Below are 18,761 nucleotides of genomic sequence, written 5' to 3' on the forward strand. Positions count from 1 at the left end.
AAGACGTCTGCCATGAACCCAGAAAGTCTGCCATGAACATCAAGAAGAAGTCCCGCCCCGCGAATACCACCTCGTCCCGCGCAGAACGCGCAGGACGACCCGAGCGGCCCGAGGACAAGCGACTCTCCATCGGAAGCACCTTCGCTTACGGCTTCCAGCACGTCCTCACCATGTATGGCGGAATCATTGCCCCGCCCCTGATCATCGGCGCGGCGGCCGGCATGAACTCACAGGACATCGGCCTGTTGATCGCTGCCTGTTTGTTCGTTGGCGGCCTGGCCACCATCCTGCAAACGGTGGGCATCCCGTGGTTCGGCTCGCAACTGCCGTTGGTCCAGGGCGTGTCCTTCGCCGGAGTCTCCACCATGGTGGCGATTGTCCAAGGTGGCGGCGGGATCCAGGCGGTGTTCGGATCGGTGATTGTTGCCTCGTTGATTGGCCTGGCAATCACACCCCTGTTCTCCAAGATCATCAAATTCTTCCCGCCCGTAGTTACCGGCACAGTCATCACCACCATTGGGCTCACCCTGATGCCGGTGGCCGCGAACTGGGCCATGGGTGGCAACGCCAAGGCTGACAACTACGGCAGCATGGCCAACATCGGCCTGGCCGCAGCAACCATGGGTGTTGTCCTGCTCCTGAGCAAGGTTGGCAACGCCGCCATCTCCCGGCTCTCCATCCTGCTGGCCATGGTCATCGGCACCATCATCGCGTTGATTGCGGGCATGGCTGACTTCTCCAAGGTTGGCCAGGGCGACATCGTCGCATTCCCCACGCCGTTCGCTTTCGGCGCTCCCACGTTTGAAATCGCCGCGATCATCTCCATGCTCATCGTCATCCTGGTGACCCTCACCGAAACCTCCGCGGACATCATCGCCGTGGGCGAGATCGTGGACACCAAGGTTGATTCACGCCGCATCGGCGACGGCCTCCGCGCAGACATGCTCTCCAGCGCCATCTCCCCGCTGTTCAACTCCTTCACGCAGAGTGCCTTCGCCCAGAACGTCGGCCTCGTGGCCATCACGGGCATCAAGAGCCGCTTCGTGGTCAGCGCCGGCGGCCTCATCCTGGTGATCCTCGGCCTCCTGCCGATTCTTGGGCGAGTAGTCGCAGCGGTTCCGACGCCCGTCCTGGGCGGCGCCGGCGTCGTGCTCTTCGGTACGGTGGCCGCCAGCGGTATCCGTACCCTGGCCAAGGTTGAGTACAAGAACAACATGAACCTGATCATCGTGGCGGCCTCGATTGGCTTCGGCATGATCCCGATCGCCGCCCCGAAGTTCTACGACCAGTTCCCCTCCTGGTTCGCCACGATCTTCCACTCCGGCATCAGCTCGGCAGCGGTCATGGCGATTCTGCTGAACATCCTTTTCAACCACTTCAAGGCCGGCAACTCGGACAACCAGTCGGTGTTTGTGGCGGGCACTGACCGCGTTGTCAGCGAAGAGGACATCAAGTGCCTCAGCGAAGGCGACCGCTTTGAGAACGGCAAGCTGATTGACGCCGACGGCAAGGAAGTCCCGCTCAAGACGTCCAGCGCTTCTGAGCACTAGCACCCTTCCGCAGATGACAGCAGGCGGCAGTGTTTTCCTTGGGGGACACTGCCGCCTGTTGTCGCCTTTGCATGGAATGTATGACGGCGGCTCTCGCCTTTGCGGCTTGGCCACTAGCCCGCTCCAGGACCTCGCCGAAACGACAAAAGATGGCAATGTTTCTGGGAAACGTTGCCATCTTTTGCCATTCCGCGCGCGGGAGGCGGGGGTTAGTTTTGGTTGAGCTCCGCGGAGATCGCCAGGGCAGCCTCGCGCAGCATGGGCACGGCGCGGTCTGCGAAGCTCTGGTCAACGCGTGTGATCGGGCCCGAGACGGAGATCGCCGTCGGCGTGGGTGCGTTGGGAACGGCCATGGCGAAGCACCGGACGCCCAGTTCCTGCTCTTCCTCGTCGATGGAGTACCCACGCTCACGGATCAGTGCCAGGTCTGCGAGCAGGGAGTCGATGTCACCGATGCTCTTGGCCGTGGGAGTGGGCATGCCGGTGCGGGCCACGATGCCACGGACCACTTCGTCATCCAGCTGGGCGAGAATTGCTTTGCCCACGCCGGTGTCGTGCGTGTGGGCGCGCCGGCCAACCTCGGTGAACATGCGCATGGAGTGCATGGACGGGACCTGTGCCACGTAAATGACCATGTCCGAGTCCAGGACGGCCATGTTGGACGTCTCGCCCAGCCGCTCCACCAGGGTCTTGAGCTGCGGACGGGCCACGGCGCCGAGTTGCTTGCTGGCTCCTTCGCCGAGGCGGATGAGCCGCGGGCCCAGGGCGTAGCGGCGGTTGGGCAGCTGCCGGATGTAGCCAAGGGACACCAGGGTCCGCAAAAGGCGATGGATGGTAGGCAGGGGCAGGTCAGTGGACGACGAGAGTTCGCTCAACGTGACGTCTCCGCCCGCGTCCGTGATCAGTTCCAGCAGTTCAAAGACGCGCTCAACGGACTGCACGCCTCCGGAGGCTTTTTCAGCCATTCCCTTGTCTCCAATGACTCAGATTCCGACAACTCTTATCCGCATCGTGAAAAGAATTGCTTAGAACACCCAACATACAGCACGCGTGCAAGCTGCGCGATGACACCGAACATGACCAAGCAGGGGGTTGTGTTTCCACTTTGTAGATAATAATATCCATAATACGAAAACATTTAGTTGGAACGGCGGCCCGGGAACGGGCCTAACAGGAGGAATTTCAATGGCGAATCCGAGCCCCGGAAACTCGATCACCCTGCGCGTCGCCGCACCGTCGAGCTTCACCGCAACCAGCGAACTTGCCGCAGCAGTCGGCGCCGCCGGTGCAGCAATCACCGCGCTGGACGTCACGGAATCCCACCACGAGAAGATCGTTGTTGACGTCACGTGCAACACCACCGATGACGACCACGCAGCCCGCGTGAAGGACGCTTTGAACGCCCTCGACGGCGTCACGGTCCAGCACGTTTCGGACCGCACCTTCCTCATGCACCTCGGCGGCAAGCTCGAGGTCGTCCCCAAAGTAGCCCTGCGCAACCGCGACGACCTCTCGCGTGCCTACACTCCCGGCGTCGCCCGCGTTTGCATGGCGATCGCAGAAGACCCGGCCGCCGCCCGTAACCTGACGGTCAAGCGCAACACCATCGCCGTCCTCACCGACGGTTCGGCCGTCCTGGGCCTGGGCAACATCGGCCCCGCCGCAGCCCTTCCCGTGATGGAAGGCAAGGCCGCACTGTTCAAGCAGTTCGCCAACGTTGACGCCTGGCCGGTCTGCCTGGACACCCAGGACACCGAGGAAATCATCATGATCGCCAAGGCCATGGCCCCGGTCTACGGTGGCATCAACCTCGAAGACATCGCCGCACCGCGCTGCTTTGAGATCGAGAACCGCCTCCGCGAAGAACTGGACATCCCGGTGTTCCACGATGACCAGCACGGCACCGCGATTGTCACCCTCGCTGCCCTGGTCAATGCCCTCCGCGTTGTGGACAAGAAGCTCTCCGAGGTCAAGATCGTGGTCTCGGGCGTCGGCGCTGCCGGCTCGGCCATCATCCAGCTCCTCAAGGCCCAGGGCGCGCAACACATCATCGCCGCCGGCCGTTCCGGCGCCATCCACTCCGGCGAGGAATACGGCGACGAGCACCGCAGCTGGATCGCCGCGAACACCAACGAAGAAGGCTTCTCCGGAAGCCTGCACGACGCCCTCAAGGGTGCGGACGTGTTCATCGGCGTCAGCGCCCCGCACGTGATCGGCGAAGAGCAGGTTGCTTCCATGGCCGAGGACGCAATTGTGTTCGCCATGGCCAACCCGACCCCGGAAATTGACCCCGTTGTAGCGTCCAAGCATGCAGCCGTGGTTGCTACCGGCCGCAGCGACTTCCCCAACCAGATCAACAACGTGCTGGCATTCCCTGGCTTCTTCCGCGGGCTGCTGGACGCAGGGGCCTCGGACATCACCCCGAACATGCTGGTGGCCGCCGCCGAAGCAATTGCCAACCGGGTGGCTGACGATGAGCTCAACGCGAGTTACATTATCCCCAGCGTCTTCGATCCCCATGTTGCTGCCGATGTTGCTGCTGCGGTGGCAGCCGCCGCGCACGCAAACGCCGCCAGCGCGCTGTAGCACCAGCGCACCCTAGAAAAAGGAATCCGCTCACATGGCTATTACAGTCACTGATCCCCGGCCGATCGATCGCGCCGAGGAGATCCTCACCCCGGAGGCACTGGCCTTCATCGAAGAACTGCACACCCGCTTTGCCGGCACCCGCAATGACCTTCTGCAGGCCCGCAAGGCCAAGCGCCAGCAGGTCGCGGACACCTCCCGCCTTGATTTCCTCCCGGAGACCCAGGACATCCGCGACGGCGACTGGAAGGTTGCCGAAGCACCGGCAGCTTTGCAGGACCGCCGTGTTGAGATGACGGGACCGGCCACCCCGGCCAAGATGGCCATCAACGCGCTGAACTCCGGCGCCAAGGTGTGGCTGGCTGACCTCGAAGACGCCAGCACGCCCACCTGGTCCAACGTTGTTGACGCGATCCTCAACCTCCGCGACGCCGCCCGGGGCACTTTGAGCTTTACCTCCCCCGAGGGCAAGGAATACCGTCTCCGCACGGACGCTCCCCTGGCAGTTGTGGTGGCCCGCCCCCGCGGCTGGCACATGGAGGAAAGCCATGTACTGCTCGACGGCGCCCCCGCCGTGGGTGCGCTGGTGGACTTCGGCCTGCACTTCTTCCACATCGCCAAGCAGTTGCTCGAAAACGGTCACGGCCCGTACTACTACCTCCCCAAGATGGAGAGCCACCTTGAGGCCCGCTTGTGGAATGACGTCTTCGTGTTCGCACAGGACTACCTCGGCGTTCCCCAGGGCAGCGTCCGCGCCACCGTGCTGATCGAGACCATCCCGGCAGCGTTCGAAATGGACGAGATCCTGTACGAACTGCGTGACCACGCAAGCGGCCTGAACGCCGGCCGCTGGGACTACCTCTTCAGCATCATCAAGTACTTCCGTGATGCCGGCGAAGAGTTCGTGCTCCCGGATCGCGCCACCGTGGCCATGACGGCACCGTTCATGCGCGCCTACACCGAACTCCTGGTCAAGACCTGCCACAAGCGCGGCGCCTTCGCCATGGGTGGCATGGCCGCCGTCATCCCCAACCGCAAGCAGCCGGATGTCACCGCCGCAGCCTTCGACAAGGTCCGCGCCGACAAGACCCGCGAAGCGAACGATGGCTTCGACGGCTCCTGGGTTGCCCACCCGGACCTGGTTCCCACTTGTCGCGAAGTCTTCGACTCCGTGCTGGGCGACCGACCCAATCAGCTGGACAAGCAGCGCCCCGAGGTGAACGTCACCGCTGAGCAGCTGATCGACGTCGCCTCCGCTGGCGGCACCGTCACCGAGGCAGGCCTGCGCCTGAACCTGTACGTCGCGGTCGCCTACACCGGTGTGTGGATTTCCGGCAGCGGCGCCGTTGCCATCCATAACCTGATGGAAGACGCCGCGACGGCGGAGATCTCCCGCTCGCAGGTCTGGCAGCAGTTGCGGAACAAGTCCATCCTGGCGGACACGGGCAACACTGTTACCCGCGAACTGGTGACCAGGATCCTGGGCGAGGAAACCGAACGCCTGCGCATTGAATTCGGCGACGAGAACTTCGCAAAGTACTACGAGCCTGCGTCCAAGCTGATCGAGGACATCTGCTTGTCCGACGATTACACGGACTTCCTCACCACTCCGGCGTATGAGTTGGTGGGCTGATGAGTTCCTTGACGCCCGCAGACCTGGCCCACATCGAGTCGCAGCTTGAAGCGACCGACCAGTTGCTGGACCGCAACTACCCCGGCGACGACGGCTCGCGCCAGCCCATCCACACCGTCTACATCCCGGCCGATCGCTTCACGCCCACCTTCGTGGCGGACTGGGGCGCCCAGGCGCTGACGACGGCGGAGGCCCACGGTGGTCTGGAAAAGCTCGGTCAGCTGTTGGGCCAGGAGTCTCACCTGGCTTCCGCGGTTGCGGAGCGTGTAGCTGCGAAGCTTTCGGCCGAACCGATCGAGGACCTGCGTTTGGACTTCGAGGACGGCTACGGTGACCGCGGCGATGAGGCAGAAGACGCCGACGCCGTTGCTGCCGCCCAGGCTGTTGCCGCTGCAGTTGCGGCCGGAACAGCTCCGCCGTTCATCGGCATCCGCTTCAAGTGCTTCGAAGCCCCCACTCGGGCCCGCGGCCTGAAGACGTTGGATCTGTTCGTCTCCACGTTGGTTGAAGCCGGGGAGCTCCCCGCAGGGCTGATCCTTACCCTGCCTAAGGTCACCACGGTGGCCCAGGTGCAGGCCATGGACTTCGCAGTGTCCCGCCTTGAGGAAGTCCACGGGCTTCCCGCCGGCCGGCTCCGTTTTGAGGTGCAGGTGGAAACACCCCAGCTCATCATCGGCGCTGACGGAACCTCCCCTGTGGCACAGCTCCCCCACGTGGTTCCGGGCCGCATCAGCGCCCTGCACTACGGGACCTACGACTACAGCGCTTCGCTCGGAATTTCCGCGGAATACCAGTCCATGGAGCACCCAGTGGCCGACTTCGCCAAGCAGGTCATGCAGCTCGCTGTCGCCGGCACGGGCATCCGCCTGTCCGACGGTTCCACCAACATCATCCCCGTGGGTGACGCTGTTGAAGACGCCTGGAAGCTGCATGGCCGCTTGGTCCGCCGCTCACTGGAAAACGGCTACTACCAGGGCTGGGACCTCCACGCCGCGCAGCTGCCCAGCCGCTTCTCGGCGTCGTACGCTTTCTACCGCGAAGGCTTGCCCGCCGCGGCCCTGCGCCTCCGCAACTACGTGGAGCGCACAGAAGGCGGCGTCATGGACGAGCCCGCCACGGCCCGCGCGTTGGCCGGCTTCGTCCTCCGCGGTGTCCAGTGTGGCGCGGTGGGGACCGACGAGGTCAAGGCGCTTGCCGGCGTCGAACTTTCACAGCTGACCGCGCTGGCGCACCCGCGGCTCGCACAACCGACTTCCCACTGATAGGAGCAACTCGAATGGGCAAGTACTACTACCCGCAGGGCGGCCTGCCGCCGCAGACCCAACTGACCACCGAACGGGCCATCGTCACCGAGGCTTACACGGTGATCCCCAAGGGCGTCATGACGGACATCGTCACCAGCAACCTGCCGGGCTTCTCCAACACGCGCTCGTGGATCATCGCACGGCCAATCTCCGGCTTCGCCACCACGTTCTCCCAGCTGATCGTGGAGATCGCTCCGGGTGGCGGCGCACCGAAGGCCGAGTTCGAGTCCGGCGTTGAAGGCGTCATCTTCGTGACCAAGGGCCAGGTCAACCTCACCCTCGACGGCGAGCTGCACCACCTTGAGGAGGGCGGGTACGCCTACCTTGCCGCCGGAGCAGAGTGGGGCCTGGAGAACGTGTCCGACGACATCGTTTCCTTCCACTGGATCCGCAAGGCCTACGAACGCCTTGAAGGCTTCGAGGCCAAGTCCTTCGTCACCAACGAGAAGGACGTGGAGCCCACCTCCATGCCGGACACCGACGACGTCTGGAAGACCACGCGCTTCACGGACTCCAGCGACCTCGCCCACGACATGCAGGTCAACATCGTCACCTTCCAGCCCGGCGGTGTGATCCCCTTCCCGGAGACCCACGTCATGGAGCACGGCCTGTACGTCCTGGAGGGCAAGGCCATGTACTTGCTCAACAACGACTGGGTTGAGGTGGAAGCCGGCGACTTCATGTGGCTGCGCGCGTTCTGCCCGCAGGCTTGCTACGCCGGTGGTCCGGGCGAGTTCCGTTACCTGCTGTACAAGGACATGAACCGCCAGGTGAAACTCACCTGATGTGCGCCGAGATCGCCGGAAAGCTGCCAGTTCGCTGGAGCTATCCGGCGATTTCGCGTTTCTCCGGCGAACTCAGCGATTCTGGTGACGGCGGCGGCCCACAGCGAGCCCGGCCCAGAACGCGAGGACCAACAGGCCCAGGACTGTCACGGCGAGCCCGAGCTGCGTCCCTTGGCTGACCATGGCCGCGCCGTTCCCGATGAACACTGTCTCGCTCAGCGGCGCATAGGCGAACCAGCCGAAGTCCGTGCTCTGGTTGTTCCACGCCACCACCACCCCCACGATCACGGCGATCAAGCCCAGCAAAGGCACGACGACGGCAGAGACTCCGCGCGTTGGCTTCGGTTTGTTGTGTTCCCCCAGTTTGTTATGTTCCCCCATGCGGCCGAGTCTAGTCTGCGTGCCGACCCGACGGGGCGCCGGCGATTCTGTACGACTCTTGAAGCAGTTCGTCGAGCTCGTCCGTCTCGATTCGCTCCAGCCGGATCAACAGGAGCTTCGGGGATTGCTCGTGATGCGGGGTCCAGAAGAAGGTATCCGGTTCCATGGCTGCGAGCGCCTCGCGTTCATCAGTCTTGACCGTGACAACCCCCTCTTCCCAGATCCGTGCCATGAGGGACTTGGCAAACCATGCCGGCTGCCCCCAACTCAGGCGTTCGCTGACGCCCGGCATGTCCAGGCAGATTCTCCTGACATCCTCTTCTGTGGCCATGGTTCACTGTGGCATTGGCGTTCATGCTGCCGCAAGCGACTTCGCCGGAAACGTGCTTGACCGCTGGAGGTGTGCGAGACCGCTGGAGCTCTCCGGCGAAGTCGCACTGCTCCGGCGAAGTCGCGCGGGGGGCGCGGGGGGCGGGTGTGGGCCATGGGTAGAGTGCAGCCATGGATGACAAAGCGACGCTGCTCACTTATTTGCGACTCCGCAGGGCGGACCTGCTGGGGAAATTGGATGGCCTCAGTGAATACGATGCCCGGAGACCCATGACCCCCACGGGGACCAATCTGCTGGGGCTCGTGAAGCACGTAGCCAGTGTGGAGTTGGGGTATTTCGGGGAGGTCTTCGGCCGGCCAAGCGGGCGCGACCTGCCCTGGTTGGCCGATGATGCCGAACCGGATTCGGACATGTGGGTTCCGGCAACGGAGAGCCGCGAGGAAATCCTGGATCTCCATCATTTCTCCGCCAAACACAGCGATGAAACCATCAGATCCCTCCCCTTGGATGCGCCGGGTGCGGTGCCATGGTGGTCGGAGGAGAAGAAGAACGTGACGCTGCACCAGATTCTGGTTCACATGTGTGTTGAGACAGCCCGGCACGCTGGGCACGCGGACATCATCCGCGAACTCATTGACGGCTCCATGGGGCAGAGGCCTGGGGATCCGAACATCCCCAGCCGGACCACGGAAGAATGGGCAGCCCACCGTGCACGCATTGAACAGGCAGCCCTGGAGGCGGGCCACAGCAAACCTGAAACTTCACAGCCCCCGCATATCTTGGGCAAACCTCCGGCGTAGCCTCGCTCCGTAGAAATGAGGCATGACTTCTCCACAGACTGAACACCGTAAGGGCGGCCGGACACGGCGCGCCGTGATCTCCGCCGTTCTGGCGATCACTCTCTCTGCCGGGGGTGCCGCCGCCTGGGCCCTGGACCGGTTTGTGGTCCCACACGCTGAGATCACCAACGTCTCCGAATACGAGGCGAGCCAGGCCGGCACCACAACAACAACGACGGCGGATGAGGCTTCCGCAGAAACGTCGGCGAGCGCCGTGGTCACCGATACGTCCTACGCCTCCGGGGACACGGGGGTCACCATCTCCACGGTGACCACAGGCACCGGTGACGACACCGTGACGTACTACGTTGCCGACGTCGTGCTTGATGATGCCACCACGCTGAAGTCGGCGTTTGCCGAGGACACGTACGGCGAGAACATCACCGAAACTACATCCGCGATCGCCGAGGACCATAACGCCATTTTCGCGATCAACGGCGACTATTACGGCTTCCGGGACACCGGCATCGTGATCCGTAACGGCGTGGTGTACCGGGACGAGGGCGCGCGGCAGGGCTTGGCGTTCTACAAGGACGGCACGGTCAAGGTTTACGACGAGACCACAATTACCGCTGATCAGCTCATCGCGGACGGCGTGTGGAACACGCTCTCGTTCGGGCCGTCGCTGCTGGACAACGGTCAGATCGCGTCCGGCATCGAGGACGTGGAGGTTGATACGAACTTCGGCAACCACTCCATCCAGGGCGAACAGCCGCGCACCGCTGTAGGTGTCATCGATGAGAACCACCTGGTGTTCGTGGTGGTGGATGGCCGCAGCCCCGGCTACAGCTCCGGCGTCACCATGTCCGGCCTGGCCCAGATCATGAAGGACCTGGGCGCCACCACCGCGTACAACGTGGACGGCGGCGGCTCCTCCACCATGTACTTCAACGGCTCCCTGGTGAACAACCCGCTCGGCGAAAACAAAGAGCGCGGCACCTCGGACATCCTCTACATCGCCCAGTCATGATCATCCTGATACCGGCCTACGAGCCGGACCACCAGCTCATCACGCTTGTGCGGAACCTCCAGACGGCTGACCCGTGGCTCACCATGGTGGTGGTGGATGACGGTTCAGGGCCGGACTATCAGGAAACGTTCGACGCCGTTTCGCGGCTTGGGTGCCACCTGCTCAGTTACGACGTGAACGGCGGAAAAGGCCACGCGCTCAAGAGTGGCTTTGCCTTCATCGCAGAGCGTTTTCCCGGCCACAACGTGGTGTGCGCGGACAGCGACGGCCAACACGGCGTGGCCGACATCCTGGCTGTGGCGGACCGGGTTCGCGACGTAGCGGGGGCCATGGTGCTCGGTTGCCGGAACTTCACAGGTAACGTCCCGGCCCGGAGCCGATTCGGCAATACAGTGACCCGGGGTCTGTTCAGGCTCGCCACCGGCCAAGGGATCACGGACACGCAAACCGGCCTCCGCGGGTACCGGGCTGACATGCTCCCGTGGTTGCTGACCGTGCGCGGCGAACGCTACGAGTACGAGCTGAACCTGCTGCTCGAGTCGAAGCAAGCCGGCTACGGCATCGTCACAGTGGAGATCGCAACCGTCTACCTGGACCACAATTCGGGCTCGCATTTCCGGCCCATCGCCGACTCCATCAGGATCTACGCCCCGCTGCTGAAGTTCCTGGGGTCCTCGCTGTCCGCATTCGTGGTGGACCTGGTGATGTTCCTGATCTTCAGCGCGTTCACGGACTCGCTGCTTCTGGCGGTGGTGGGAGCCCGTCTGGTCAGTGCCACGGTGAATTTCCTCATCAACCGCCGGATGGTCTTTGAGCACGGCAGGGACACCTCGTTCCGCGCCGCCGCCACAGGATACGTTGCGCTGGTTGTGGTCCTCCTGTCCGCAAACTACGCCGCTATGTGGACCCTCACCTCCCTCGCCGTTCCAGACGTGCTGGCCAAGCTTGCCACCGAGATGACGCTGCTGGGAGTCAGCTATGCAGTACAACAGCGCTTCCTGTTTGCGCGCAAGGGACATGCCGCGTCAACGGTTCACGCCGCCCAAACAACAGGGCCCAAACCATTGGAACCGACCGTGGTCGAAACACATATCCCAGCCTTGGTCCCGGCACAGTTTCAGCACAGCATGGCCGGGAAAAGTGGAGATCAATCCCCCAAGAGATTCCGGAGTAACCGATGAACACCATCATCCTCATCGCGGCAGACCTGGCCGCCATCACCATTTTGACGCTTGCCCTCTACCTCCGCCGGCACAGGCGCCGCGACCTGGTTGTTTCTTACCTGGGCATGAACGTCGGCGTCCTGGCAGTCGCCACGGCATTGTCCGGTTCGGCCGCAGGCGTTGGCTTGGGGCTGGGTTTGTTTGGTGTTCTCTCCATCATTCGGCTCCGGTCCACGGAACTGGCCCAGCACGAGGTGGCCTACTACTTCTCGGCGTTGGCGCTGGGCTTGATCGCAGGCATCGGCGTCGAACCTCTCTGGCTGACGCTGTCCCTCATGGCGTTGGTCCTGCTGGTGATGTTCGTCGGCGACAACCCCCGGGTCCTCCCGGCCTACCGCCACCAGGTGGTGGTGCTGGACCGGGCCATCAACAACGAACCCGAGCTCTACGCCCGGCTGGAAGAAGTCCTCCACGGCACTGTCCACTCGGCCACCATTCAGGAACTGGACCTGGTGAACGACAAAACGATCGTGGACGTACGATACGCGGTGCGGCCCCTCCATGAGGACCTATCCCAGCCGCGGCACGCCCAGCTTGGCTTCAACCAACCAGCCGGTGCGTTGACCCCGGCTCCGGAGGAACTCCCGGCCCAGTCCGCGCAGCCGGTTCAGCCGGCTCACTCCGCTCAGCCAGCACCCCAGCACACCCAGCAATCCGTACCCACCTCGGCCGGTGTCGCATGAGCCGCATCGACGCCGAACCGATCATCCCGCAACTGAGCCAGCTTCCCGCCGTCGGGATTGAAGAGCTCACTACCGAAGCCGCCCTGCTGACCCGGGTGGACCGAAAGTATCTGGTTCCTTCGGCAACGGCACGCAAGGTCCTGAGCACCTTCAGCTCCGAGGCCCGGGTCTTGGACATGGACGGGAACCGCACGTTCGCTTACGACTCCGTGTACTTCGACACCGCCGAGTTGGACAGCTACATGCTCGCCGCGCACGGCAGGCGAAGGCGGTTCAAGATCCGTACCCGCACCTACCTGGACAGCGCGGTCAGCTTCCTGGAAGTGAAGACCGAAGGCGCTCGCGAGGCCACCGTCAAGGAGCGCATCCCCTATGAGATGGGCGACCGCGACCGGCTCACGGAAGAGGGCCTGGCCTACGTGAATGAGACGCTGGCCGCGGCCATCGGTGACATGAGCATCGGACCGCTGGAGCCGGTGCTTTCCACCCGCTACGACCGCACCACACTCTTCCTCCCCGAGTCCGGAAGCCGCGCGACCATCGACTCCGACGTCACGTGGCAAAGCCCAGACGGCCATCCCTGGGTGTTGGACAACGCGGTGGTGGTGGAGACGAAGTCCGGCTCAGCGCCCGGCCCTTTGGACAAGCACCTGTGGGCACACGGCGTCCGGCCTTGCCGCATCTCCAAGTTCGCCACCGGCATGGCCGCACTCCACCCCGAGCTTCCGGCCAACCGCTGGAATCAAACCCTTCGACGCAGGATGCCCCTGCGCCCCCTCCACTGACATTCCCTCCACAGACTTTCCCTCCACAGACTTAGGAATCCACTATGCGCTCCTTCCGCACTTCCCTTTCCGTTGCCGCCGTCGCCCTGGCCATTTCCTTGGCCGGCTGCTCCACGGCCGCCACCAGCTCAACGTCCACCGGCACCACCGGCACGTCAACCAGCACCACCCAGCAGGCCGTAACGGCCGGGACCATTGAAGAAGACACCCACTACGACAGCGACGACCTCACGTGGGACGCCGCAACGGAAGTGGCAATCAGCCTGTCCGACGGCGGCAGTAAAGTGACGTCGTCGTCCTCCACCGGCGTGGCTGTAGACGGCAACACCGTCACCATCAGCGCCGCGGGAACGTACCGCCTCAGCGGCTCGCTGAGCGACGGGCAGATCGTGGTTGCAGCCGGTGAGGAGGATACGGTTCGCATCATTCTGGACGGCGTGGAACTGGGCAACTCCACCGGCTCGCCGTTTGTAGTGCAGAGCGCCGACGAAGCGATCGTGTACTTGGACGAGGGCAGCACCAACACGTTAACGGATGCCACCACCTACGCCGACCAGGGCGAGGACTCCCCCAACGCAGCCCTCTACTCCATGGCGGACCTGACCATCGCCGGGACCGGTGCCCTCACCGTCAACGGGAAATCCAACGACGGCATCGTTTCCAAGGACGGCCTGGTGATGGCTGCCGGCAAGGTCACCGTGGACGCCGTGGACGACGGCATTCGCGGCAAGGACTACACAGTGCTGCTGGACGGCGCGTACCAGGTGACCGCAGGCGGTGACGGCGTGAAGGCAGACAACGACACCGACGAGGGGCGGGGGTGGCTGTTGGTCAGCGGCGGCTCGTTGACAGTCAACGCGGGCGACGACGGCGTGAAGGCGTTCAACACCCTCACCGTTTCCGGCGGAACAGTCACCGTGGCCGAGTCGGAGGAAGGACTGGAAGCGCAGCACATTGTGGTCTCCGGCGGCGACGTCACCGTCACAGCGAACGACGACGGCGTGAACGCCTCGGGTGGCTCTTCGACCAGTACCGATGCGGGCACGGCAGGCGGCGGAGGTCCAATGGGTGGCGGTATGGGCGGCGGGGAGACCGTTGGCGACTACACCGTGGACGTCTCCGGCGGAAACCTCACCATCAACTCAGAAGGTGACGGCCTGGACTCCAACGGCAACGCCAGCATTTCCGGCGGGACCGTGGTGGTCAACGGCCCCACCAACGACGGCAACGGGGCCTTGGATGTGAACGGTGAACTGACCGTGACCGGCGGCACCGTAGCAGCGGCAGGCAGTGCCGGAATGGCGGTGACCCCGGGTACCTCTTCCACGCAGTCCGGTGTGCAGTTGACCTTCGACTCTTCGGTGTCTTCCGGCACGCCTGTGCACATCGTCGACGCCACGGGAGCGGTGGTGGCGACATTCGTGACCACCAAAACCATCGCATCCCTGGTGTTCTCCTCCGCCGCGATCACCGACGGTGCGACGTACACGGTGTACACGGGAGGCAGTGCTGACACGGAAGCCGGCGTCACCACAGGCTCCATCGACGGCGCAGAAGAACAAGGCACCGCGACCGCGGGCCAGTACACGCAGGCCCAAGGTCCCGGTGGTGGCGGCGGCCGCTGGTAAGTCAGACAATGGGGGACTGGATTTCGGACCAGTCCCCCATTGACGTGTTTCAGAGTGTTGCTTAGGTTTAATTTGTTAGCGCTAACACAGCCCATCAGCAAGGAACTACGTGAGCAACCAAACCCAATCCCCGGTGAAGTCACCACTCTTCAGGGACCCCATCGAGGACGGTGCCGCAGATCCCACCGTCATCTACAACCCGCGCGAGCAGGCCTGGTGGATGATCTACACCAACCGCCGCACCACGGTCCCGTTCGAGGACGGACTCAGCTGGCTCTACGGTTCCAAGCTCGGAGTTGCATCATCCACGGACGGCACACACTGGGACTACCGCGGAACCCTTGAGGGCCTTGACTTCGAATGGGGCCACAACACTTTCTGGGCACCCGAAGTCTTCGAGCACGCGGGCACTTTCCACATGTACGTCAGCTACATCCGCGGCATCCCCGCCCACGGCAATCCGCATTCCATGGAAATCCACCACTACACCAGCCCGGACCTTCTGGCATGGACCCACCACGGATTAGTTCCGCTGAGCTCCAACCGGGTCATCGACGCCTGCGTGCACCCACACCCCGGCGGCGGATTCCGCATGTGGTTTAAGGACGAGGTGCAAGGCTCGGAAACCTGGGCGGCGGACAGCGACAACCTCTTCGATTGGAAGGTCCGGGGCCACGTACTGACCACACCCTCGGGCCACGAAGGGGCCAACGTTTTCCGCCTGGGCGGCTGGTACTGGATGATCGTGGACACGTGGTCCGGCCAGGAAGTGTACCGCTCTGACGATCTCGATTCATGGGAGAAACAAGGGGTCATCCTGGACGCAGCCATCGGCGACACCTTCGCACGGACCGATGATGTGGGGCCGGGCCTCCACGCAGACGTGGTTGTCAACCATGGCCGCGGATGGATCTTCTACTTCACGCACCCCAGCCGCGCCGGTGCGAGCCACCCGACTGTCGAGAGCCGGCGGTCATCGGTGCTCGTTGCCGAACTCACCGTCCATGAGGGCGTGCTGCAGTGCGATCGGAACGCGGACAGCCTGCTGGTACTGAAGCAGCCCGAGAGCGCGTAGCTTCGCAACAGGGCTCGACGACGGTAAGCGACGTGCCGCCGTCGAGCCTCCACACGGGCAGGCCGTCCCCCTTAAGGCTCCCCGCAAACTTGATGCGAACTTGAGCCAATCGAAAAGCTTCCTTGATATAGCAGCGCCACGCTGGAAGCACGAAGCACCAATACCAAGGGGTTTCGGCAACGAATTCCAGATATGAAACACAACGATATGGGGGAAGCAATGGAACAGGCATCAGCACTCACCGAGGTGATAGCCATCAAAGGCATCATCCAGGACCAGCACCCCGTGGATTTCTATGCGCTGGGTGTCGCCGGATGCATCGACCGGCTTGCCGCACCTCTCCGGCGCGAGGGCGTCACCGTCCATTGGCACACCCCGCACCACGGCATCGAGATCTCCTCCTCAGCCGCCGCCCTCCTGTATCACGTGGCTCAGGAGACCTTCAGCAACACCCTCAATTACGCCAATGCCAGCGAGCTCACGGTCCGGCTCAACGCCGTCTACCACGGCATCCAGCTCACCATCACGGACGACGGCTGCGGTTTCGAAATCCACGCCGCGCCCAGCGGCCGCAGGCACGGATTCGGATTGCTTCTGATGTCAATAGCAGTACACGACGCCGGCGGGACAGTAGACATCGACTCCGCGGTTGGGCGGGGCACCAGTGTGAGGGTTACTCTGCCGCTGGATTGAGTCCTATTTGGGACCATATTCGGGCGCCCAACCCGTAGCCGCGCAGCTTTGCCGGACGTATTCTATAGCTACTTTTCAGCCGGGTTATCCCTACGGATTGGCACGAAAATGGCGCGGAACAAGGGTCCAAAGATAGGTCTTGGCAAGGTCCTTTTGAGGGTCTTCGGGTTCTTCTTCGTGAGCACCCTCTGCGGAGTTCTGATCACAGGATTCCTGGCACCCGTGGTTGCTTTCACCAGCACCACCGTGGGCGGTTCCCTGGGGTTCTATCAAAGTTTGCCGAGCGAGCTGAACGTTGATTCACCTTCGCTTTCCAGCACCGTGGTCTCCGCGGACGGGCAGCTCATTGCCACCTTCTATGCGGAGAACCGGGTAAAGGTCCCGCTGGAGGAGATGTCCCCGTTCATCCGCGAAGCGATCATCGCCATTGAGGACAACCGCTTCTACGAGCACGCGGGCGTGGACGCCCAAGGCATCATGCGGGCGCTGAGTTCCAACCTGACACAGGGCACCCGGCAAGGCGCCTCCACCTTGACGCAGCAGTACGTCACCAATGTGCTCAACGAGTCCCGCTTATCCGAGGGGCGTCCGGAGGATGTGGTGCTCAGCGGGCAGAAGACCGTGGGTGACAAACTGCGCGAAGTGAAGCTCGCACTTGAGCTGGAAAAGCGGTTCAGCAAGGATCAGATTCTTGAGGGATACCTGAACATCGTGTTCTTCAACCGGAACGCCTACGGCATCGAGGCTGCATCCCGCTATTTCTTCAGCACCTCCGCGATGGACCTGACCTTGCCGCAAGCAGCCCTCCTGGCTGGTCTGGTCAATGGCCCCAGCATTTACGACCCCATTGTGGATCCTCAGGCTGCACTCAACCGGCGCAACCTGGTGCTGGACCGGATGCTGGCACAGGGCAAGATCACGGCTGTGGATCACGGCGTCGCTGTAGCCTCTCCCCTTGAGCTCGACATCACCCCGTCCCTGCAAGGTTGCGCGGGTACCTCGTTTGCCACCTACTTCTGTGACTACGTCTCCCACCTCATCCTTAACGACGAGGCCTACGGTGACACCGTGGAGGAACGTGAACGCTTCCTCTACCGTGGCGGATTGACCATCACCACCACCTTGGACAGCCGGCTCCAGAACGCCGCGCAGGAGCAAGTTGACGCCTCCGCCGGCGACAACCCGGATAAATGGGGCGCCGCGATGAGCACCGTCCAGCCGGGCACAGGCAAGATCCTTGCGATGGCCCAAAACACGGTGTTCGTTCCCCAGGAAGGAAAATACGATACCCAACTGAACTTCAACGTCGATGCCAAAGACGAGAACGGCTACGACCTCAATGGCGCAGGCGGCTTCCAGCCCGGTTCCACCATGAAACCGTTCATTTACGCCGAATGGCTCAATGAAGGCAAGAATCCCACTGCAGTTGTTGACGCTTCCCGCCGGGTCTATCCAGTCGGTTTCCCGTGGCGCTCAAGCTGCGGCAGGGTCCTTGGGGGTTACAGCACCGCGCAGAAAGCCCAGAACCTTGGCGCCGATGACGACCTGCAAAACAACGACGCCGGCTACTACCGGCCAATGCCCATCAACTACGGCCTTTACAACTCCATCAACACGGCCACTTTCGCCACCGCAGCCCAGTTGGATTTCTGCGGGATCCAAAAAATGGTGGACACCGTGGGCCTGCACAGCGGCTTGGACAACGCACCGGTCAACATGCACCAGATCGGCAATCTCCTTGGCTCCATTGGAGTGGCCCCTGTGGTCCTGGCGAGCGCCTACGCCACCTTCGCCAACGACGGCACCTACTGCAAGCCCATTGCCATCACCGAGATCAGCGATGCCCAAGGACGCCAGTTCCAAGCCCAGACCCCTGAGTGCAGGGAGGCAGTGAAGCCAGCCGTGGCGCGGGGCGTCAATGCCGTCCTGCAGGATGTTCTCAAGATGGGCTCGGGCGTTTACATCGAACCCAAGGTCCAGAGTCAGGCTCCGGTGGCGGCAAAAACAGGCACGTCCAATAACAACGGCGCCACCTGGGTTGCCGGCTACACCACAACTCTTGCAACGGCGTCGTTCTTCGGGGACACGACGGCGGGCCAGCAGCGAGCCGGGCAAAACGTCACCATCAACGGCAAGTTCTACAAGTCCTTGGATGGCTACATGATCGCCGGCCCACAGTGGGCCAACTACATGATGACAGCCACGTCCCTATACCCGAGCGGGCCTTTCCCGGCACCGGCCCCTCCCCCAACGCCCACCCCGTCGACACCGCAGCCCACGCGCCGCTGACCCCAC

At 63.2% G+C, this 18,761-nt stretch carries 17 protein-coding genes; 14 read left to right on the forward strand and 3 right to left on the reverse strand.

Going from position 1 to position 18,761, the window contains the following annotated elements:
- Positions 1-32 precede the first annotated feature (32 nt).
- A complete protein-coding gene (locus ACZ5J0_RS15995) occupies positions 33-1,550 on the forward strand; it encodes a nucleobase:cation symporter-2 family protein (protein ID WP_187697098.1) in 1,518 nt (505 codons plus the stop codon).
- Positions 1,551-1,759: 209 nt separating this feature from the next.
- On the opposite strand, the gene ACZ5J0_RS16000 is transcribed toward ACZ5J0_RS15995, so the two are convergent.
- Positions 1,760-2,515 (reverse strand): IclR family transcriptional regulator, encoded by a 756-nt coding sequence (locus ACZ5J0_RS16000; protein ID WP_142937993.1) that lies wholly within the window; start codon positions 2,513-2,515, stop codon positions 1,760-1,762.
- 220 nt (positions 2,516-2,735) lie between these two features.
- On the opposite strand from ACZ5J0_RS16000, the gene ACZ5J0_RS16005 reads away from it, so the two are divergent.
- The 4 genes from ACZ5J0_RS16005 to ACZ5J0_RS16020 are packed head-to-tail and all read left to right on the forward strand — an operon-like array spanning position 2,736 to position 7,858.
- On the forward strand, positions 2,736-4,136 hold the full coding sequence (locus ACZ5J0_RS16005) for an NAD-dependent malic enzyme (protein WP_142937992.1): 1,401 nt from the start codon (positions 2,736-2,738) through the stop codon (positions 4,134-4,136).
- A 34-nt stretch (positions 4,137-4,170) separates the two neighbouring features.
- Entirely contained in the window at positions 4,171-5,769 is a 1,599-nt protein-coding gene (gene aceB / locus ACZ5J0_RS16010; RefSeq protein ID WP_223940883.1) for a malate synthase A, read from the forward strand.
- Positions 5,769-7,031, forward strand: a complete 1,263-nt coding sequence (locus ACZ5J0_RS16015; RefSeq protein WP_464093511.1) for a DUF6986 family protein — start codon at positions 5,769-5,771, stop codon at positions 7,029-7,031. The genes aceB and ACZ5J0_RS16015 overlap by 1 nt, the downstream gene beginning before the upstream one ends.
- 14 nt (positions 7,032-7,045) lie before the next feature.
- On the forward strand, positions 7,046-7,858 hold the full coding sequence (locus tag ACZ5J0_RS16020) for a bifunctional allantoicase/(S)-ureidoglycine aminohydrolase (RefSeq protein ID WP_062071654.1): 813 nt from the start codon (positions 7,046-7,048) through the stop codon (positions 7,856-7,858).
- A gap of 72 nt (positions 7,859-7,930) precedes the next feature.
- On the opposite strand, the gene ACZ5J0_RS16025 is transcribed toward ACZ5J0_RS16020, so the two are convergent.
- Positions 7,931-8,239: a hypothetical protein gene (locus ACZ5J0_RS16025; protein WP_464093512.1), complete on the reverse strand. Its 309-nt coding sequence runs from the start codon at positions 8,237-8,239 to the stop codon at positions 7,931-7,933.
- Between the two features lie 10 nt (positions 8,240-8,249).
- Entirely contained in the window at positions 8,250-8,570 is a 321-nt protein-coding gene (locus tag ACZ5J0_RS16030; RefSeq protein ID WP_464093514.1) for an MmcQ/YjbR family DNA-binding protein, read from the reverse strand.
- A 170-nt stretch (positions 8,571-8,740) separates the two neighbouring features.
- Between ACZ5J0_RS16030 and ACZ5J0_RS16035 the strand changes: the two genes are divergently transcribed.
- The 9 genes from ACZ5J0_RS16035 (at position 8,741) to ACZ5J0_RS16075 (ending at position 18,755) form a co-directional block, all read left to right on the forward strand.
- On the forward strand, positions 8,741-9,370 hold the full coding sequence (locus tag ACZ5J0_RS16035; RefSeq protein ID WP_464093515.1) for a DinB family protein: 630 nt from the start codon (positions 8,741-8,743) through the stop codon (positions 9,368-9,370).
- Positions 9,371-9,392: 22 nt separating this feature from the next.
- Entirely contained in the window at positions 9,393-10,379 is a 987-nt protein-coding gene (locus ACZ5J0_RS16040; RefSeq protein WP_464093516.1) for a phosphodiester glycosidase family protein, read from the forward strand.
- Positions 10,376-11,560, forward strand: coding sequence for a GtrA family protein (locus ACZ5J0_RS16045; protein ID WP_464093517.1), 1,185 nt, complete (start codon positions 10,376-10,378; stop codon positions 11,558-11,560). The genes ACZ5J0_RS16040 and ACZ5J0_RS16045 overlap by 4 nt, the downstream gene beginning before the upstream one ends.
- Positions 11,557-12,285 carry a DUF4956 domain-containing protein gene (locus tag ACZ5J0_RS16050; protein ID WP_166842397.1) on the forward strand — a complete coding sequence of 243 codons (729 nt, stop codon included), beginning with the start codon at positions 11,557-11,559 and terminating at the stop codon, positions 12,283-12,285. The genes ACZ5J0_RS16045 and ACZ5J0_RS16050 overlap by 4 nt, the downstream gene beginning before the upstream one ends.
- On the forward strand, positions 12,282-13,070 hold the full coding sequence (locus tag ACZ5J0_RS16055) for a polyphosphate polymerase domain-containing protein (protein WP_464093518.1): 789 nt from the start codon (positions 12,282-12,284) through the stop codon (positions 13,068-13,070). The genes ACZ5J0_RS16050 and ACZ5J0_RS16055 overlap by 4 nt, the downstream gene beginning before the upstream one ends.
- A gap of 44 nt (positions 13,071-13,114) precedes the next feature.
- Complete coding sequence (locus tag ACZ5J0_RS16060) at positions 13,115-14,698, forward strand: carbohydrate-binding domain-containing protein (protein ID WP_464093519.1); 1,584 nt, start codon at positions 13,115-13,117, stop codon at positions 14,696-14,698.
- Positions 14,699-14,807: 109 nt separating this feature from the next.
- Complete coding sequence (locus ACZ5J0_RS16065) at positions 14,808-15,773, forward strand: family 43 glycosylhydrolase (RefSeq protein WP_202979307.1); 966 nt, start codon at positions 14,808-14,810, stop codon at positions 15,771-15,773.
- Between the two features lie 192 nt (positions 15,774-15,965).
- Entirely contained in the window at positions 15,966-16,466 is a 501-nt protein-coding gene (locus ACZ5J0_RS16070; RefSeq protein ID WP_464093520.1) for a sensor histidine kinase, read from the forward strand.
- A 108-nt stretch (positions 16,467-16,574) separates the two neighbouring features.
- Positions 16,575-18,755, forward strand: a complete 2,181-nt coding sequence (locus ACZ5J0_RS16075; RefSeq protein ID WP_464093521.1) for a transglycosylase domain-containing protein — start codon at positions 16,575-16,577, stop codon at positions 18,753-18,755.
- The last annotated feature ends 6 nt before the right edge of the window (positions 18,756-18,761 follow it).

Source organism: Arthrobacter sp. DualSoilB13 (assembly GCF_055389195.1).

Bases quoted from the DNA above. Each gene is read 5' to 3' on its own strand.
- ACZ5J0_RS15995 (WP_187697098.1), top strand. From the start codon at position 33: ATGAACATCAAGAAGAAGTCCCGCCCCGCGAATACCACCTCGTCCCGC.
- ACZ5J0_RS16000 (WP_142937993.1), bottom strand. From the start codon at position 2,515: ATGGCTGAAAAAGCCTCCGGAGGCGTGCAGTCCGTTGAGCGCGTCTTT.
- ACZ5J0_RS16005 (WP_142937992.1), top strand. From the start codon at position 2,736: ATGGCGAATCCGAGCCCCGGAAACTCGATCACCCTGCGCGTCGCCGCA.
- aceB (WP_223940883.1), top strand. From the start codon at position 4,171: ATGGCTATTACAGTCACTGATCCCCGGCCGATCGATCGCGCCGAGGAG.
- ACZ5J0_RS16015 (WP_464093511.1), top strand. From the start codon at position 5,769: ATGAGTTCCTTGACGCCCGCAGACCTGGCCCACATCGAGTCGCAGCTT.
- ACZ5J0_RS16020 (WP_062071654.1), top strand. From the start codon at position 7,046: ATGGGCAAGTACTACTACCCGCAGGGCGGCCTGCCGCCGCAGACCCAA.
- ACZ5J0_RS16025 (WP_464093512.1), bottom strand. From the start codon at position 8,239: ATGGGGGAACATAACAAACTGGGGGAACACAACAAACCGAAGCCAACG.
- ACZ5J0_RS16030 (WP_464093514.1), bottom strand. From the start codon at position 8,570: ATGGCCACAGAAGAGGATGTCAGGAGAATCTGCCTGGACATGCCGGGC.
- ACZ5J0_RS16035 (WP_464093515.1), top strand. From the start codon at position 8,741: ATGGATGACAAAGCGACGCTGCTCACTTATTTGCGACTCCGCAGGGCG.
- ACZ5J0_RS16040 (WP_464093516.1), top strand. From the start codon at position 9,393: ATGACTTCTCCACAGACTGAACACCGTAAGGGCGGCCGGACACGGCGC.
- ACZ5J0_RS16045 (WP_464093517.1), top strand. From the start codon at position 10,376: ATGATCATCCTGATACCGGCCTACGAGCCGGACCACCAGCTCATCACG.
- ACZ5J0_RS16050 (WP_166842397.1), top strand. From the start codon at position 11,557: ATGAACACCATCATCCTCATCGCGGCAGACCTGGCCGCCATCACCATT.
- ACZ5J0_RS16055 (WP_464093518.1), top strand. From the start codon at position 12,282: ATGAGCCGCATCGACGCCGAACCGATCATCCCGCAACTGAGCCAGCTT.
- ACZ5J0_RS16060 (WP_464093519.1), top strand. From the start codon at position 13,115: ATGCGCTCCTTCCGCACTTCCCTTTCCGTTGCCGCCGTCGCCCTGGCC.
- ACZ5J0_RS16070 (WP_464093520.1), top strand. From the start codon at position 15,966: ATGAAACACAACGATATGGGGGAAGCAATGGAACAGGCATCAGCACTC.
- ACZ5J0_RS16075 (WP_464093521.1), top strand. From the start codon at position 16,575: ATGGCGCGGAACAAGGGTCCAAAGATAGGTCTTGGCAAGGTCCTTTTG.